The sequence below is a fragment of the Ekhidna sp. genome (assembly GCF_039960695.1).
Classification (GTDB): Bacteria; Bacteroidota; Bacteroidia; order Cytophagales; family Cyclobacteriaceae; genus Ekhidna.
Genome location: NZ_JBDVKP010000015.1, coordinates 46,395 through 65,917 on the forward strand (window position 1 = coordinate 46,395; position 19,523 = coordinate 65,917).

Consider the following 19,523-nt stretch of genomic DNA (forward strand, 5'->3'; position numbering starts at 1 on the left):
AAAAATTACATTTCATTTAACACGCAAACGTTTCCGTTTTGCGAAATTTTCAATGATATTTTTGAGAATAGACAAAAAGTAAGACACAGTCCGCTCAGACTTTATCTGGTCAATCGGTAGATAAGAAGAGCCGCTCTTTGAGTGAGTGCTTCAAAAGTTCGTAAGTCCAGGTATTCATCTGGTGTATGAGCACCACGCCCCATTGTTCCTAATCCATCAACTCCATCAACATATTGTGCAACAAATGAGATGTCGGCTGCTCCACGTCTTCCAGGATCCCACGCTGCTACCTTACCGTGCCCCATGTCTTCACTAACCTCGCTCAAGGTATTGAGTATAGCTTCATTTCCCTCAGTTGGAGGCATGGCTGGGTAACTGTCAATAAACGTTATTTCAGCTGACGTATTAGGTAGATTGTTGGCTACAATTGCTTTCATTTTTTCCCGTGCTCGTTCTTTTTGATCCTCGGAAATAAACCTTAAACCACCTTCCACAATCACTTCCTGAGCGACTACATTGGTTTTACCAAATGCTGCCCCGCGTGTTAAAACCTTGTCAAAATCGACCTTAGTTCCTCCTAAAATCACTCCAGGATTGAACGTAAGATATTCTTCGCCTTTCACTTCGGTGTAAAATTGATGTAATATTCTGGCTGTTTCAAAGATTGCGCCGGCACCAACATTCTCATTGAATATTCCTGATGAATGAGCCCGCTTGCCATTGACTTTCAATGACCATCCACTGGAACCCCTTCGTGCTACTGTGGCATTGTTAAAACCTGTAGATGTTTCGAATCCCAAGGCAATGTCACTTCTTTTGGCAGCTTCAATGATGTGCTTTCTACTTTCGCTAATTGGCTTGCCTGAAGCTTCTTCGTCTCCATGAAGTGCGACAACAATCTGAGCATTTTTTAATACCCCGGCTTCTTGCAGAGCTTTTAATGCATAGAGCATAACCACATTACCACCTTTCATATCATTGGCTCCCGGGCCCATCACAATACTGTCTTGTTGCACCCATTTTTGAAAAGGGCTGTCTTTTGGAAATACGGTATCCAGATGACCGATTAGCAATAGTCTTTTGCCTTTGTTGCCCTTGTTTTCTGCAAATAAATGACCGGCTCGGTTAACCTCTTTCGGCATATCATACCATGTGGTTGTCATTCCGATTTCCTGAAAAGCCTTTTCCATCTGATCGGCAGTTGCTTTGATACCTTCAAAGTTCATCGTGCCGCTGTTGATATTGACATTGGTTTCAAGAAATTCCAGTGCTTCTTTGTTGTTTTCAGAAACGATGGAAATAATTTGCTTTTCTTTTTTGGAGAGCTGTGCGTCAAGCATGCAAACACTAAAAAGTAAGGACAAGGAAAGGGTTATTCGATTGTTCACAGGTCGTAGGTTTTTTATTAAAAATAGCAAAGCCGGATCAAACGGATCCGGCTTTCAGGATAAGTTGATACCTGAAAAGGTTATTCCTCTCCAGGGAGATTCATGTTGTCAGGACCTTTCTTTATCCAATAAAAATCTGGTGCTTTTTTCTCACGCGGATATACTTCATCGAGCGTATTCCCATTGTAAAGGCGTCCATTTTTCATTACATGGGAGATGGTATTGGTATTTCGGATATTGTCCAGGGGATTTTCATCCATGATTACCAAATCAGCTAGTTTGCCGGCTTCTATCGACCCAATGTCTTTACTTAAACCAATGGCTTTTGCTCCCAGAATAGTTGCAACTTTTAGAGCATCAAGTTCTGGCATGCCACCACTCTGGACAGACCAAAGTTCCCAATGATAGCCAAGACCCTGAAGCTGACCGTGAGATCCAACTCCAGCAATACCACCCGCTTTCACCAGGTCACCAACAAATTCACTATGGCGTGGGAAAATGTGTTCTTCCTTAATGAACCAAGCTCTTCTTCTTCTGGATTTCTGATCCAGCTCACGCTTTGGCGTGAAGAAGTTGATCTTAGTGTCATTCTGAACATCTTCTGTAGAATAGTAATATTCTTCAGCCCAGGGCCCACCGTATGAAACCAGTAGGGTAGGTGTATATGCCATCTGAGCTTCAGCCGTCAAGGACAACACATCATCGTATATTGGATGGATTGGGAATGAATGTTCATGCCCCGGATAACCGTCAATCAGTTGAGTCAGGTTGAGCTTCATGTCAAGCGCACCTTCTGTAGTGGGCATTAGCTTTTGTTCTTTGGCCGCCTGAATGATCCACTGTCTATGCTGACGATTGCCAGTGATATACATTTTGATCGTTTTGGTATTGAAATATTCTGAATACTGTTTCAGCACATTCTGTGCATTCTCCAAGCTTTTCATGTTGTAGTACCAGAAGCCAACACCTGGTCCTGTTGAGTAAACTCTTGGCCCCAGAAGATCGCCGGTCTCCACCATATCTGAATAGGTTAACACATCAGTTGTAGCTGTTTGTGGATCACGAGTGGTGGTTACTCCATAAGCAAGATTTGCTGCATATACCCATACTTGATTTTTGTGAAGCCCCCAATTTGGCCACATGTGAGCGTGTGTATCTACAAATCCAGGCGTGATTGTCTTCCCACTCATATCCATCACTTTTGCGTTGCCAGCATCGAGACTTCCAGAAGGACCGACAGCTTTGATTCGCGCATTTTCAATAAGGATATCTCCATTTTCTATTACCTCATCTCCATTCATGGTAATGATGCGTGCACCTTTTAAAAGAACGGTTCCCTTAGGTACGTCCTTCTTTACTTCAACTTTAATTCTTATTTCATTTGCCTTGTATCCTTCATCTTCTTTCTCCTCTTCCTTTCCGTCTTCATCACTACCACTATCCGCATCCTCATCTTCTTCGCCTTCAGAATCATCGTCGTCTCCTTCCTCTTCAGACTTTTCTTCGTCTTTTTTCTCTTCCTCCTTCTTTTTCTTTTCTTCAGCTTCTTTCTTCTTCTTCTCTTCCAATTCCTTTTTCACGCGTTGGGCTTCTGCTAAATCATAGGCAAAGTAGGCATTGCCAAGTGTGAAGTTTACGGTGTTTCCATCTTTATTCCAATGTGCAAACTCACCACCGAATGTGGTCAGCTTCCAGCTAGGAAATGCAGCATTGGCCGGATTAGATACAGAAATTTTTACTGTTTCAGCTCCAATTGGAGGTACAGTTACGACAAATACATTGTTGTTGATTTTTGCCAATGCTTTATCTCCTTTTGGCGCCATTAAGACATATTCTGCGTTGCTTGGTTGTCGTTGAGGTTCGCTTGGTCCACCTTCCATATACATGGCATGATCATGGCTGAGAGCAGGATAAGTCATAATTCCAGAAACTTTTAAATGCTCTTTTTCATCTGTGCCATCCCAACGCATGGAGATGAGTCCTTTGCCCCCGTGATACATGTAGATGCGGTCGTCTTTTTCTACAAAGTGAGGTAGATCACGTCCACCAGAGGCCTTAATCTTATTGATCTTACCACCGTCAGCGCTGATCCACCCAATATTTTCCTGTGCTCTAAAAGCAAATGGTCCGATCGCGTCATCATACGCTTTTGCTGTTCCATACAGGAACGCAATTCGGTTGGATTTTTTGTCCCAGGCCAGGCTGGTGTAAACCCCACCTTGATTGGTAAGTTTTGTCATTCTCCCCCCCGAGGACCGCACCTTGTAAATGTGACCTTCATTGCCTTCCCATGTAGAGAATGCCAGCATCGACCCATCTGGAGACCATGCAGGCATTGCTTCAGTGAAGTTGTTTTTCGTTACGCGTTTTGGCGTCCCGTTTGGATAATCCATCACGTAAAGTCGGTTCAATACGGTGAAGGCAATTTGACTGCCATCGGGGGATCTTTTTGCGTCTCTGATTTGATTAGCAATCATCTTTGTGCTGTCATAGATTGGATAATCGAACTGAACCATGGGTCCAAAATCCAATTCTTCGTCTACCTCAAATGGTATTTCAGTTGCTTGACCTCCATTGATTGGAATTCTCCAGATTTTACCTCCATAAGAAGCAATCACCGATTGATTGTCGGGTGTAAATGACATTGCCGGATAAACACCCAGTCTTGCTCTTGATTCCTGATCGTCTCTTCTTACTGGATAAGCCAGCCAATCCTCTTGACCCGTTTGTAGATTTCTTTTTCTCAGACCTGTCTCCGTATTGTATCTGGAAGCATATACCAACCATTTCCCATCTGAGGAGAGCGTAGGAGCAAAGGCTGAGCCGTATTGATTCGTTTGGCCAGCTATTTCCCCTGTTTCTCTGTCATAAGTAGCTATCTGATATTGAGGCATTTGCGCATTGTAGTTCCATGCACCAAATCTTCTTGAAAACCATAGGTATCTATCGTCTTGTCCGAAAGCGGGTTCTATCGCTTGTAGAGCGTCTGGTTTTTTAATAATCTGTATGCCGCCGCCACCATCTTTGTGGTACATGTGCACTTTTAGTGTTCTTATTCCTTTGGAAGCAAAGATGTAGTTTCCGTCGTTGGACCACTCTGCAGCCTGATAGTATTTATCTCTATCCTTGGTGATTTGTTTTGGCTCGGCATCTTCATTTGTGAGGTCTAATGTCCAGATGTTCTCAGAGCCACTTCTGTCCGAGGAGAATGCAATGGATTTTCCATCTGGGCTGTATCTTGGATGGTCATCGAATGCCATACCAGAAGTAATTTGTTTTGCTTTGCCTCCCGCGATCGGTAACGTGTACAAGTCTCCCATCATGTCGAAGATTATTTCCTGACCGTTGGGATTCACATCAAGTGAAATCCATGTTCCCTCTTTGGTGTTTAACCGGATTTTTCTCTCAGGTTCTAATGGCAGTTCCTTGGTTGCCTTTTTTTCTTTAGTACTGTCTGCATCAGCTTTTTTATCTTCCTGTGCAAACACTGTAATGCTCATTAGTGCGAGCAGTGCTAGAATTAGGTTTCGCATATTACTTAACTTATGGTTTATGTGATTGCCAATTTATCCTAAAATATCAGGAAGGACGAAGGAAGTTACATGAATGGATTGCAGAGCAATGTTGCTGATGTGCCGATCTGTAAGTGGTAGGTTGTTTGATCGAACGGGGTATTGAAAGGGAAAGAAAGGGGGGTGGTACCCCAATAGATGCAATAATATTAGGTTTTAGCTTTTTAGTTTTTGCATTTTGTCCTTTAATACCGGCCAATCTGCAGAGCCATTGTCCTTTAACATTTTAGATAGCATGCCTATAGATTTCTCTTTGAAGCCGAATATCTTTGCTATCATCTCACAAAATTTAATCTCACTGAGATACACTTTTCCGTCTGACTTCATAACTCGTACCATATCAGCCAAAATCTCAATTTTAGCATCAAAGCCCAAGTCAGTGTTTAAGTCCATTTCAAAGGTTTTCTTCTTCAATTCTTCGGTAATTATTTCTTCAAGTTCCTCAGAAGAAATGTTGCTTTGCTTAGCTAAGTCGCAAATAAATTTACGCTCTGTTTCTTCGAATTGATTATCAACCAGAGCCAGTTGAATCATGATCCTGAATTTCTCTTTGTCATTCATAATATTACTTTTTTTGTTTGATACAAACTGAGGTAAACTCAGTGAATATTATATGAAGGACATTACTTATATGTTAGCTAGAGATTTACCTAGCCACATCTAATCCGTCGGATGGATACTATTTTTGTAAGTCGAAGATTGCTGTTTGCTTGGGGCCTACCTCAAAGTCATTTTTTACGTCTATGATGTTTCCATCTAATACATTGACACCAGTTTTATAGAAATCCAATATCTCAGCTAAGCGATCACGTTGGATTGTTTTGGCATCATCATTACGGTTCATTATGACCATCACTGCCTCTTTGTCGGTGTGTCTGAAATAGATGTACGTATTGTCTTCAGGAATAAAATGAGTCATTTTCCCATCATGGATGGCATTAGCAGTTTTCCTCCAATTGGTAATTCGTTTCACAAATTCAAATGCATCTTGCTCCTTTGGAGTTCGGCCCTCTTTAGTAAATACTGAACGCTCATCTTCTAGCCAACCACCAATCATGTCGGCACGTTTACGACCGTCTCCATTTACAGGTGCATTGGCTAGCATAAGTTCAGTGCCGTAGTAAACCTGGGGGATACCTCTGGTGGTCATTAGATAGGCATATCCCATTTTAAAGAGGTCTGCATCTTCATCCATCTTAGTGTAGAAACGCTCAATGTCATGATTGTCAATGAAGATGACATTCTGATTTGGATTGGAATATAATCGATCTTGGGAGACAACATAATAGAGCTCTGAAAGGCCATTTTTCCATCCGAAATCATCTTTAAGCGCACGATCCAACGCAAACATTATTTGAAAATCAGTGACAGTCGGTAGTTTTGAATTATATCCATCATCTTGTCCAGCATCATCTGCTTGCCAATACGATTCATGTGAGACCCGTTCCACCCAGGCTTCCCCTACAATATTAAAAGTTGGGTAGGAGGCCATTACTTCAGTGACCCATCGGCTGAGATAATCTTTATATGGATAGACGTAGGTGTCCATCCGGATACCATCAACGCCTGAGTATTCAATCCACCAGAGCGAATTTTGAATCAGATAAGTAGCTAAAATAGGATTCCGTTGATCTAAGTCAGCGAGCTCTCGCACAAACCATCCCTTTTGTAATTTGTCAAGATCATACTGTGATGCATGCGGATCGGACTGAACCTCTCCCCGAAAATTGGTTGTTCCATATTGCTCGATATCATGAAACCAGTCTTTTGTCGGTTGGTCTTTTAACCACCAATGTTGATCTCCTACATGATTATGTATCATATCCATGATCACTTTGATTCCGTTATCGTGGCACTTCTGAACGAATGATCTAAACTCATCATTTGTCCCAAATCGACGGTCCATCTTATAAAGGTCTGTAGCTGCATATCCATGATAGGCGCCATATTCGGGCTTCATGTCATTCTCGAAGGTGGGAGTGAGCCAAACGGCAGTCATTCCTAGTTCTTTTATGTAATCAAGTCGATCGCTTACGCCTTTTAAGTCACCACCATGTCTTCCGTTTGGATTCGATCTGTCCGCTGACTCCAACATACCCTCCACTGTATCATTTGCAGGATTGCCATTGGCAAAACGATCGGGCATAAGTAGGTAGATTACATCACTACTATTGAATCCCAGATTTCGGTTTGTATCACTAGTTCTTTCTTTTATCTCATAATCAAACTTAATTTTCGTCTTCTTTCCAGCTTTGAGTTGAATTTCAAAAATACCGGGTTTTGTTGCTTTGGATAGTAATAGGTTGAGTACTAAATAGTTCGGATTTTCTAACCGCTGTATCTCGTCTATTGTAATGCCTTCGTAATTCAATTCAGGAGTTAATACACCAATGTTCTTTCCGTGCAACATGAGCTGCATAGAGGAGACAGGCATATCCGACCACCAAAAGGGGGGATCTATGTGTTGTAGTTTTTGACCGCTACTGGCCATGCAGTAAAGAAGGAAGAGAAGGAAAATAATCTTTTTCATATTGGATGATTAAAATAAAAAAAGCGACGTGATGTCGCTTTCTTTTTCAAACAAATAATTAATTAATAACCGTCATTTTGTTCAAGCTTAGGGTTTGCTATCAGGTCAGAAGCAGGAATAGGGAAGATGTCGAGGTGTGCTGGCGATGATACGCCTTCTTCCACTCCACCTTTCCATGGCCAGACATAAGTTCCACCAGAGAATTTGCCGTGCCTTACTAAATCGGTTCTACGTGTAGCTTCAAGGTATAATTCTCGTCCCCGTTCATCCAAAATCCAATCCATATCTACATCGCCGATTGCAACATCACCACTATTATCTCCATAGGCTCTTTGTCTTAGTTGATTCAAAAAGCCCAGTGTTGTTGCGCTAATGGAACCATTTTCTTGCACTTCTGCTTCCGCAAGAATCAAATACGCTTCGGCTAGCCTGAAGACTGGAAAATCGGTGCTTACTTGATCTACGCCGGGTGCTCGTTGGCCAGTCGAAGCTTCTATGTTTGTAAATTTAGGCACAGCCCAACCATCTGTAAATTCACCAATATCAGTGATTTCAAGCGATTGGCCTTCAGTGAAAAATATGCCTCTACCATCTGCGCTTGCCCCATCAGGATCAGTTGCAGCACCAGGAAATAGATTTACCAAGGCGCTTGTGGTACGATAACCTGCCCATCCACTGGGTACACCATAGTCACTTTCTGCTTCATTAGAGAATGGAGCTCCGTTTTTTTCATCATCAGACATAGCACCTCCTATTCCACCTCTAATGATGGTAGTGGTGCCACCCCATGTTTGTGAAACCAGTCCATCATGAACAATAGGCCAGATGATTTCATCAGTTCTCATATGGTTGTCGCCCATGAATAGTTCCTGGTAGTTAGCTGCAATGCTGTATTGATTTGAATTAATTATTTTGTTTACCTCAGTGATGCAATCAGCGTTTCGATCCGTGCCTGTATAAACTTGTGCATTGAGGTACAATCTTGCTTTTAGCATCCAGGCTGCAGCCTGATCCAATCTTCCGTAATCATGAGTGCCTTGACCGGGAGTTAGTAGTTGATCTTCTATATCATTTAACTCGCTTTCAATAAAATCGAAAACTACTTGAGATGTTGATTGGGATGGAAGATCAGAAGTGATGGATGTTATCAATGTAACGTTTCTAAAATGATCCAGTGCATGCCAATAAGAGAACGCTCGGATAAATCTGGCTTCAGCGACAAAACGGTCAATTTCGGAAATTTCTGCTGCACTTAGTCCTGCGGGAAGATCACTAGCAACGCGCAAAAAATCATTGGCTAGTGAGATGGTAAAGAATATTCTGTAATAAAGCACTCGTACAAATTGGTTGTCAGCTCCCCATGTATGATTATGCAAGTCTCTAATGCCGGAATCAGTCCAGGCAATAATTGCTTCATCTGTGGTCAGCTCTTGAGCTTTCCACCATACACGGAGATAGCTCGAAAATCCTTCATCATTAATAATGGTCAGATCTGGCTGTCCTGCGGCACCTTGCTGTCCTGTCAGCGTTAGTGACGCATATAGCTTGGCTATGTACGATTGATATCCGTCAAAATTGGTAAAAGCAACAGATTCTACCAGTCCATTTTTAGGTTCAAGCTCTAGGTCAGTACATCCTGCAAGTGCAACGATAACCAGTATAGAAAGTATTTTTTTCATGATTCTCTAATTAAAAAGTAAGGTTTAATCCTGCAAGAAATGTTCGCGATCGTGGATATAGATTGTTATCAATTCCGCCGATTCCAGCTTCCGGGTCTACACCTGAATACCCCGTTATGGTCATAAGATTAGATGCCGTAAGGTATACCCGGGCATTTACCTTCTTAATTTGATTGATTTTATAGCCAACCGTTATATTGTCAAGTTTTACAAAAGAAGCATTTTCTATATAAATATCAGACAGCAGCTGTCTTTCAGTAAAGTCATTGTCATAAGCTGACAGATGGATATTATTTGGTGCGAATGTATTATCAACCCCTTCGAAAGCGCCGTATTGTGATTGAACGTTATTATATACATAACCCCCAATTTGGCCTCTGAATGTAAATGCTAAATCAAATTGTTTGTAAGATACGTTGCCAGTCAGACCAAGTATCAAGTCAGGAGCTGGCTTTTTATAAGGTCTCAGGTCATCTTCATTGATGAGTCCATCTTCATTTTGATCCACATACATGTCTAGGTCATTTCGTGAACCGTCCTGATTGGCGTCTACTCCATCAGGTATAGGTTGACCATTTGCGTCTGTTTTGTGCTGATATACAAAGAAGGAGTTAGCAGGGTACCCTACCTTCAGAATCTGAATAGACTGGCCTACATCTCCAGATATTCCACCTGTTGTGTATCCTTGAAAATCCGGAAGGTTGGAGTTGTCTAATTTTAAAATTTCATTTTTATTATAGGATATATTGAAACCTAGGTCAAACTTCAAGTCTGCTTTGTCCATGAGCACTCCGTTCACTTGAAGTTCTATGCCTTTGTTTTCCATTTCTCCAATATTGGTAACGGCTCTGTCTCCTGTGAGGGTTCCAATTGGAAATGCAATATTGAATAGTAGGTCGGTCGTTAACTTTCGATACAAATCAATCGATCCATATAATCTTCCTTCCAGGAATCCATAATCGATTCCAAAGTTTAATGATCTCGTTTCCTCCCATTTTATACCTGGGTCTACAGCGTTTGGTCTGAAAGTATTGATGGTGTCCTGACCAAAAATATAAGTGGATCTATCATCACTGAGCTGATAAAGGTTTACATAGAGGTAGTCTCCAATCTCTTCATTTCCGGTAATTCCGTAGCTCGCTCTCACCTTTAAATTTGACATTACATTCTGTATGCCCTTGGCGAATGGCTCGTCTATCACTCTCCACGCAAAAGCTAGCGATGGAAATAGTCCCCATCGGTTGGCTTCGCCAAATCGTGTACTACCATCTCTTCGGACAGTAGCAGTAATCAAATACTTATCTTGAATAGAAAGATTCGCACGACCCCAGAAAGAGATAAGTCTGTTTTCCAACTCAAAAATGAGTGGCTCATCTAGAAACCCGCGAATTTCGCTGAGTTTACCTTCGCTTATGAAGCTGGTAGGATCGGAAATATTTAGTGCATTCAGGGATACAGTATCTCTTTTAAACAATGAACGATCTACGCTTTTTTGAAAATCCTGGTAGGAATACCCGGCGATTAAATCCAATTTTCCAAAAGAAAGTTCAGTATTGTAATTGAGATAAGTCTCAAGCAAATTACTTGTTCTGGAATCTTCAAACGTGGAGAATGAGCCATTTTGAACACCTGCTTTCTCATTAATTAATCGTGTGACCTGGCTCTTTCCTTCCGATACATCATAGGCATAATTAACTTTTACTGATAGACCTTCTAAAAATGGAAGCTTATAGTTGACGTTTGCTCCGATAAGATTTCGGGCTGTTCTACCAATATTAAATGTTTGATCAATTTGAGCGACAGGATTACCAGGAGCCAATGGACTTGACCACTCAAAATATCCTCCTGTAGTTGGATCATCTGCTAAAACTGCCTGGGTCGGGTCAAAAACAAGTGCCGATCCTATTACATTAGGTGCAAATCGGTTTTTAATGATGCTGTGTTTAGTATTGATACCTATGGTGAGATCTTTATTAAGCAGATCCTGGTTGAAATTTATAGAACCGGAGATTCTTTGAAGGTTATCTGATTTAATCAAACCATCTACATCTTGATAGTTTAGCGATACTCTTGCATTGTTTGTTTTACCACCAAAAGATGCGCTTAGATTATGATTCATTCCTTGGGCGGTTTGAGTTACTTCTTCAAACCAGTCTGTATTAGATGAGCCCAAATCGTCCAGATTTCTTGGACCTTTTCTTTCGACAGTAAAAGCAAATTCTGCTGGGTTTAGCATTCTAACGCCAGGTCCATTAAAGCCGATAGCGTACGATCCGTCATAGGAGAATTGGGGCTTTCCTGAAACACCCTTTTTTGTCGTGATAATCACTACTCCGTTTGCTCCTCGTGAACCATAAATAGCCGCAGATGATGCATCTTTCAATACTGTGATGTCTGCGATATCCGCCGGATTGATAAAGTTTAGTGGGTTTCGAACACCAGCAACTCCATCATTTTCTAATGGTATACCATCTACAACAAATAGTGGCTCGTTTCCAGCAGTTAATGATGTACCACCTCTTATTCGTATTGATATTCCTGATCCAGGCGCACCATCATTTGAAACCACCTGAACACCAGCAACCTTACCGGCAATCAAACTGGTAGGAGATGTTAATACTCCCGTGTTAAAGTCTTTGGCTTTTACCTTGTTTACAACTCCGGTCACGTCACCTTTTTCCACTTGACCATACCCAACAACTACAATTTCTGAGAGCTCCTGTATATCTGTGCTTAGCTCTATATCAATTGTAGATCGACCACCAACAGGTTGCTCGACTGTTTTGTACCCAATGTATGTGAAAACAAGGATGTCGTCTGAAGAAGCTGCTAGTGAATACCTTCCATCTATATCTGTCGCGGATCCACTTTGAGTTCCCTTAATTTGAACAGTTACTCCAGGTAGCAATGTGCCATCCTGAGCATCTTTAACTGTTCCACTTACGCGTTGCTGCTGTCCAAGTGCTAAAAGTGCGCCATTAGAGAGCATAAGAACGACCAGGCATTTGAGCCACCATCGAACCTGTAAATTCCTTTTATTATTCATTGATTTGCTTCGCATTTGCTGAGATGAATTATCAGGATATAAATCCAGAAATTATCATTGGTTTGCAATTTCAATTTTACCAATTTCGGAACGTAAATCCATGATTTACAGGGCTTTTTAGTGGATTTTTCTACGCAAACGTTTGCGTATTTCTGGTCTCACAAAAGCAGTCTTAATTCATTGGAACGCACCGAAAACGTTTACGATTACCAACTATTTGATTACGATCTTAGTTTTAAATTCTTCGGTGGAATTTCTCAAGGTAAGATGATAAACTCCAGGATTCATTGTTCGTACATTGATCTGTCCATCAGAAAGTAGACCTTTTTGAAGAATTCGTCCAGACAAATCAGATAGTTGATAGTCTGTGATTCTTAAATTTTTCTGAATATTTAATATCTCAGAAGCTGGATTTGGATATACATATATGTGATCAGTTAGGTCATCAGTGGAACTAAGGGTAATCTGCTGATCTTCGATGTAGTTGTCAATTAACTCGGAGGTATACATGTACCATTCACCAGGTGATAAAGTCACCTCTTCTGCGGTGTTTGTAATTTCTATTGATTCTCCTGTGAAGTAATTGTACCATGTTCCGGTACTGGAGAACGTGTGATTGCCTGCTTGCTCTTCTGTATCAAAGTTGCCAATCACATAAATTTCTACATCAGGATGAGTAAGGTTTATGGTCTTAATGTCTCCTGAAGTATTCCATTCGAAATAATCCTTGTTGACATAATTTGTTTCTGTACGCAAATGCACCAATGATTTGTAAAGGTCAAATAATTTTTTTCGGTTAAAATCTTCGAGATATTCCCACCGTGTTGGTTTAATGCCTAATCGATCATTGTTTAACTCCTCATCGTATCCCAACTCGCCAAATTGCCAAATCATTTTGGGCCCCGGAACGGTCAAGAAAAATGCTGCCGCAAGTTTGGCTCGCTCCAGTGATTCATGATTGCTATTACTCTTTTTTAATTCCCACATAAAGCGTTCTTCATCGTGACTTTCCATGTAGGAAATCAGATGTGGTTCGGACCAGCCCCTGTTTTCAAAATAGGTCTGGCTGAGTGAGGTAGGATTGCCTTTTCCAGCATTGATATAGGTATGGTTCATATTACCCCAAAGCATCATTCCATATTCTGCGAGTTCTTTTTCCTCTGTATTGGTTGCGAAATGTTCCAGTATGATGTAGGCGGTAGGGTCCTCAGCCCAGATGACATCCGCTATTCTTTTCCACAGAGCTATTCGCGTGGCATCATAGTTACCCCAAGCACTTACATTTCCGAGCGTGTTCCTTTGAGTGAAGCCTTTTGATAAATCAAACCTATACCCATCGATGTTGTATTCTTCGAGCCAGTATTTAACAACTCTGTCTGTATAGTCTTTGGTGTACTGGCTTTCATGGTTCATGTCATAGCCCACGTTAAAGTCGTGTTTTGGTGTCGTATTGAACCATGGGTTATCTGATGTGGGATTGCCATATAGGCCTTCGTTGTAAAGCCTGACAAGTGAATTCCTGCCGAAATGATGGTTGAGCACTATATCAAGGATGACAGCTATCCCACGCTTATGTGCCTCGTCAATGAGCGTCTTCAGATCTAGCTCTGTTCCGTAATATTTGTCTATTGCGAACATGAATGCCGGGTTGTATCCCCAGCTCAGGTTTCCTTCAAATTCCTGGACAGGCATAAGTTCGATGGCATTGATGCCGAGATCGGCCAGATAGTCCAGTCGCTCAGTTACGGCATCATAGGTTCGTTCTTCCGTGAAATCTCGAATGAGTAATTCATAGATCACAAGATCTTCGTTGGCTGGTCTGGTGAAGTCAGACCAGGAAAAGAGTGCTCTGTTTGTTTGAAGGATAGCGACAGCTTCCGAGGTTTCATTGCTGGGATAGTTTATAAGGTTAGGATATCTATTATCTGCAATGATTTCTGGATCATCAAACGGAGAGGAGATCTTCTCCGCGTATGGATCTGCGATCTTTATTTCTCCATCCACCAGGTATTGAAATTGATATTCCTGTCCCGAAGTAAGCCCATTTATCTCAAGCCAAAATACTTCTCCATCTTTATTCATTAGATAATCACTGCTCAAGGACCAGTCATTGAAATCACCGATTATAAAGACGTGCTCTTTGCCTGGAGCTCTTAGCACCAAAGTCGCGCTTGTATTGTCAACACCATAATTGATCCCGTCTTCCATTCCTGCGGGTAGGGTAGTAGATGCAGGTGTAGGTGTCAGCGTGTAGGAATAAGTTGTCTCAACAGTTTCGGTAGCATTTGTGGCTTGTGCCTTGATGACGTGCACGTCCCCATCGTCGATGATTGTGTGCGTCGTGTTGAGTTCGGTTTGACCCGTGACACTAGCTATTGGCGTGTCGTCTACTAATATTTCAATGTCTGATGTTTCGGAAGTTCTTATGTCGATATCAATCGTGGTTGCCGATGAATAAAATCCATAGTTGCCACTTGGGTTGTCCATTACGATGGTAAACCCATCAGTAATGTCGGTTACAAAATCGCTGGTTTGTCCATTGCTCCAGTCATTTCCTTTCAGGAGCATTCCGATACTTTCAATGTTTTCTACTGAAGTATTTAAAAAATCAGTTGGTGTCAAGGTGATTGAAAAATAAACCTCTCCTTGAGGTCCGGTGGACCGTGTAAATTTTGCTGGATTTGTGGCAGCTGTATTTGAATTGGCAGGATTCACATTGGAAGGTGCGTCTATTCCTTTACTTGGCACCCACATCCAGATCCAGGCATCTGAGAGGCTTTGAAGAGCAGTACCTGTGGTTTCGTAAGTTATGGTAATCTCTTCATCAGCTGAGAAAAAGGCCGGTTCAATGGTTGGTTCAATGCTGGTTTGAGCAAAAGCAAGTGATGTGAAGAGTGCAATAGAAATGGTGAGTATGTATTTCATTGGGGAAATTTAGATTAAAAAAAAGCCGCCCAAAGTCGGGCAGCCTTTTGTTACGTACTAATATGAGAACTTATTGTCTTCCAGCATTTGAAGTGGCAGTAGCAGTATATGTTACGCCACCGTCAGCTGTAGATATTGTCACTGAATAATTATCAGCTGCACCAAGCACGAAAGTGCTGTTGTTAAATTCTAATGCAGTGCTTCCATCAAGTGATCCACCCAGGTTATAGTCAAAGCTTTGGTTTACAAAGATTTTCCATCCAGCAGTAGTATAAGCACCATTTGCTAGTGTGGCAGATGCCAGATCATCATTGTATGTCATTGCAATGCCATTTCCTGCGTCCCAGTTACCTACAGGGCTTCCCTCTCCAATGACCTGGAATTCTGCATCGCTGAAATCAATGTTCCATGTGCCACCTTGATCTGAAGTAGTTATTTTAACATAGATCAACCCAGATGCGCCATCTGCAAGGAACCAACTTCCATCACCATTGCTGTCTGCATTGTCAGTGATGTTTCCTGTATCGTCAGTATAAGTGGTAGAGTTAGGAATGAGTTTAGAAGCCCAGGTATCATCCGTACGGAATTTGAACTCATTGTCAGTAGTACCACCTGCAATTGGGAATACACCTAACCAAGTATCTGCTCCGCTTACTTGTCCAACGTAGACTAAGTCTTTGTCGTCACCCCAACCAGTCGTTGTCATGGTTCCCTGAGTACCGGAACCAATGATTCCCCATGGGAAATTGTCAGCATCAAATGTACATTGATCAGAATCACCTGTTTTTGTTAATGTCGCTGAAAATACGCCATTCGCGTCCATAGCCAATGTTACGTCGTAGATTCCGTCTTCTGTATTTTGAATGTTAGCTCCTCCAGGAACAAGAACAGAAAGCGATTCGCCCAGGTTGGTAAATGATTTATACTCTCCAATCGTCCAGTTATTATTATATCTGAATTTAAACTGATCATCTCTTACAATTATTCCAGTGGCTGACCAGGTAGATCCAGTTGCAGATTCTGAAACTACGTCCAGATCAATATCCGCATTGAAACCATTTGAAACACAAACAGATTCATAAACCGCGCCTCCAATGATGCCCCATGATGTGATGCGAACAATAAATGCCTCATCAGTTTGTCCATCATATATCACATGGTAAACTCCGTCTTCTGTGATTGAAAAAGCAGCTCCATTGGCAACCACATCAATGAATGTGTAGGCCTCCGCCCACGTACCGGTTGAATCCACTACTGAGGATACCCCGCCCTCAATGCTTACAATCTCTTGCTCATCAATTTCAGCAAAGATGTAACTTCCTGCTTCCAGATACATGTAGCCAGCTCTGTGATCGTCACGTGCTGTTGCAGCAAATCCTTCTCCTTCCACTGTTGCAGCACCTAATACAAAGGCATTTGCGATGGTAGTATCAGAAGCAGTAACGCCTGCTATATAGAAACCATCAGCGACTGTAAAGGAGCCTCCGCCACCATCATCAATTATAATTCCTCCACCGTCATCGCTTCCGCACGATGAGATGAAAATTAAGGTCCCCAAAACCATAAAAAAACTCAGGGATTTTAGTGCATTTTTCATCGTAATTTATTGTTAAATTTTAAGTTAATTTTTTAGAGTCTTTTAGTTGAAAAATTGACATTCTCTCAACACTCACTTACCGAATTTTACGAATTCAGAAATCCCAAACAACAGTTTTGGTAAGTTTTTACGGACTTTTTTTTCTGCAAACGTTTGCGTTTCAGACTTTTACAAAAGGGGGTAAACGAAATTGACTCATTTACCTATCTTTCTTGCATGAAAAGGCAGACAACTACCATCAAAGACATAGCTAGAGAATTGGGTATATCACCATCAACGGTTTCACGTGCTTTGAAGGACCATTTTGAGATCAGTGAAGAGACCAAGAAAGCCGTTAGGCGTGTTGCTGAAGAATTGAACTATCAGCCGAACTCTTTGGCGCTCAGTTTGAGGTACAGTAAATCCAATACGATAGGCATCATTGTGCCGGAGATTGTACACTTCTTTTTCTCCACTGTAATCAGTGGTATTGAAGACATTGCTCAGAGCCGTGGATACAATGTGATCATCACACAATCCAACGAGTCGGTTGAGCGGGAGATGATGAACATACAAACGCTATTCAATAATAGAGTTGATGGAGTGCTAGTATCTCTGTCAAAAGAGTCTTTCGATTACACACACTTTGAAGTGATGATGCAAAAGGGCCTGCCGATCGTGTTTTTTGATCGTGTGGCGGATACATTGGAAACCAGCAAAGTGACTGTTGATGATTTTTTGGGAGGCTATCAGGCTACGGAGCATTTGATCAAGCAAGGGTATAAGCAGATTGGGCATTTGGCAGGTCCGGAGAATCTGGACATAACGAGTGAGCGACTCAATGGCTTTCGAAAAGCACATGAAGATGCAGGCATGAAGGTAAATGAGGATTTGATCATTTATAATCAAGCATCAAATGAGAGTGACGCTTACGCAGCCACGTTTGAGCTGTTTAAGACCGAGAAGCTGGACGCGCTATTTGCTTCAAACGATCTGGCAGCCATGGGAGCGATCAAGGCAGCACAGAAGTATGGGAAGAACGTACCACTGGATTTTGGTGTGGTGGGTTTTAGCAACTGGCAGTTTACCGCATTGACCAATCCTTCCATATCTACCATTGAGCAACCAGGGTTTGAGATGGGGCAGCATGCGGCGGAGCTGTTGCTGAAGCAAGTAGAAAGTGAGGAGGGTGTAGACTTTGAGCAGATGAAGCTACCGACGACATTGTTGGCACGAGATTCTTCGAGGAGGTCTTGAAAGGAGTGAATGCTTCTATTGGCACGGAAGTAACTTCCGTGCCAGATGGTAGACAATGCCTCATACTCAATTTAAATGCACAAGCGGACGCTTGCGCTAGTTGGAGACTCTGAGGGGGAGTATCAACTAATTACTCACATCTTTTGACATCTACATTTTCTTCGCTATCACTTAATTGAACCGAATAACAGAGTCCTTCATTCAATGAGATATTAAAATTATTTAATGCCTTCCACTCGACGATATTTACTTTTTTAAACGAGTACAAATCAAAATCATCTTCATCCAAATAATAGCTACAGATAAGTTCTCTAGACCTCTTGGGTTTGAAAATCACTTTGAAATGCTCAACAACAAGATAATTTGTCTCTTCAACTCTTACCTTCAGCAATCTGTAACTAACGTATCCCTCCTCTGTCTTCTTTAAGGAAAATGGTGTTTGATACACATCTACAATATCAAAGTAGTAGTTCGGTATTTGTGCAAACCCTCTCTGACTGCAAGAAAAAAGAACGGCTATTATAAAAATTTTAATAATTCTTTTCATCGCTAGTTATCATCTTCATTTAGTTGATCTGCCAAAATCTGTGCCAGTTCCAGATTTCCTGTACTTGCGGCACGTACAAATTGATTAAACAGGAATTGTTTTGGATCAGATTCATTATTAGCTGATTCTTTGCTATCATCCTCTTCATTATTCAATTCATAATCTGAAGGTACATAATCTTTATCTGCATATTGGTCGTTTTTATACGAATCAATTATTTCTGAATCTTCAGACTCAAGATGGAAGTGTTTATCATTATATCCTCCCTGAAATTGCAGACCTACTTCTTCTGCAGCAGCTTTTAATTGTTCGTCTGAAAATTTAGCTTTTCTAAAATCTATGCCAGTGGCTCCATTTTCTTGAAGGTGAAAACTATCTGGATCAGATTGAGGAATTGGATCATCATTTGTTTTTGACAAAATATTACCATTCTTTCTATATCTGTCACCACCAGTTATAATAAGACTATAACTCGACTTATTCACACCAGCTATCTTAGCAAGAGCCCTATCGAATTGCTTTAACTTTCTAATAAATTTCTTATTACTTATCACATATTTATCTGGATTTTTAATATCTCTTCCATCAATATCTATATAACTAAGTGGATTGTTAGCCACATAGCTATAGGGAGATATTAACCTATACTTATCTGAAAGAGGATCAATACCATTCCATCTTCCAATAGCAGCATCATACATCCTTGCACCATAGTCAGTCCATTGAAGTTCAGGTATATACTCGAAGGAGTTGTACTTAAACCTCTGCTCCTTACTAGCCACCCTACTACTTTCATTAAACGTCAGCCCAAAAGGATAGTAATCCTGCGTACTCACCACATTCGTCTTGCCATGATACACCGTGAAATCATCAAAATGAACCGTGAAAGCTTCTTGGTTTTCATTGCTCAAATACGCCAAAATATACCCCTCCTGATCCGCTATGATGTCATCGATGCTGAGCGTTTCAGACGTATTAGGTCCGGTACTTTTTGCCGCTGAAC

11 protein-coding genes are annotated in these 19,523 nt (G+C 41.4%); 1 reads left to right on the plus strand and 10 read right to left on the minus strand.

The features are described 5' to 3' along the window. Positions 1-101: 101 nt before the first annotated feature. The 8 genes from ABJG98_RS09740 to ABJG98_RS09775 all read right to left on the minus strand — a co-directional run bounded on the left by ABJG98_RS09740 (position 102) and on the right by ABJG98_RS09775 (position 16,737). Positions 102-1,388 (minus strand): M20/M25/M40 family metallo-hydrolase, encoded by a 1,287-nt coding sequence (locus ABJG98_RS09740; protein ID WP_348279319.1) that lies wholly within the window; start codon positions 1,386-1,388, stop codon positions 102-104. A gap of 80 nt (positions 1,389-1,468) precedes the next feature. Further along, on the minus strand, positions 1,469-4,921 hold the full coding sequence (locus ABJG98_RS09745) for an amidohydrolase family protein (RefSeq protein WP_348279320.1): 3,453 nt from the start codon (positions 4,919-4,921) through the stop codon (positions 1,469-1,471). A gap of 195 nt (positions 4,922-5,116) precedes the next feature. Next, positions 5,117-5,521, minus strand: coding sequence for a TerB family tellurite resistance protein (locus ABJG98_RS09750; protein WP_348279321.1), 405 nt, complete (start codon positions 5,519-5,521; stop codon positions 5,117-5,119). Between the two features lie 118 nt (positions 5,522-5,639). Next, positions 5,640-7,490, minus strand: a complete 1,851-nt coding sequence (locus tag ABJG98_RS09755) for a glycoside hydrolase family 13 protein (protein WP_348279322.1) — start codon at positions 7,488-7,490, stop codon at positions 5,640-5,642. A gap of 62 nt (positions 7,491-7,552) precedes the next feature. Continuing rightward, complete coding sequence (locus ABJG98_RS09760) at positions 7,553-9,169, minus strand: RagB/SusD family nutrient uptake outer membrane protein (protein ID WP_348279323.1); 1,617 nt, start codon at positions 9,167-9,169, stop codon at positions 7,553-7,555. Positions 9,170-9,179: 10 nt separating this feature from the next. Further along, complete coding sequence (locus tag ABJG98_RS09765) at positions 9,180-12,215, minus strand: TonB-dependent receptor (protein ID WP_348279324.1); 3,036 nt, start codon at positions 12,213-12,215, stop codon at positions 9,180-9,182. Positions 12,216-12,428: 213 nt separating this feature from the next. Beyond that, positions 12,429-15,140 (minus strand): alpha-amylase family glycosyl hydrolase, encoded by a 2,712-nt coding sequence (locus ABJG98_RS09770; protein ID WP_348279325.1) that lies wholly within the window; start codon positions 15,138-15,140, stop codon positions 12,429-12,431. Between the two features lie 70 nt (positions 15,141-15,210). After that, the gene (locus ABJG98_RS09775; protein ID WP_348279326.1) at positions 15,211-16,737 is read right to left on the minus strand and encodes a hypothetical protein; all 1,527 of its coding nucleotides are present in this window, start codon (positions 16,735-16,737) and stop codon (positions 15,211-15,213) included. A 216-nt stretch (positions 16,738-16,953) separates the two neighbouring features. Between ABJG98_RS09775 and ABJG98_RS09780 the strand changes: the two genes are divergently transcribed. Further along, positions 16,954-17,973: a LacI family DNA-binding transcriptional regulator gene (locus ABJG98_RS09780; RefSeq protein ID WP_348279327.1), complete on the plus strand. Its 1,020-nt coding sequence runs from the start codon at positions 16,954-16,956 to the stop codon at positions 17,971-17,973. Between the two features lie 130 nt (positions 17,974-18,103). Here ABJG98_RS09780 and ABJG98_RS09785 read toward each other — a convergent pair whose 3' ends face one another. Together ABJG98_RS09785 and ABJG98_RS09790 are read right to left on the minus strand one after the other, a co-directional pair. Continuing rightward, entirely contained in the window at positions 18,104-18,520 is a 417-nt protein-coding gene (locus ABJG98_RS09785) for a hypothetical protein (protein WP_348279328.1), read from the minus strand. A 2-nt stretch (positions 18,521-18,522) separates the two neighbouring features. After that, the coding region (locus ABJG98_RS09790) for an RHS repeat-associated core domain-containing protein (protein ID WP_348279329.1) at positions 18,523-19,523 on the minus strand (1,001 nt) is incomplete at its 5' end.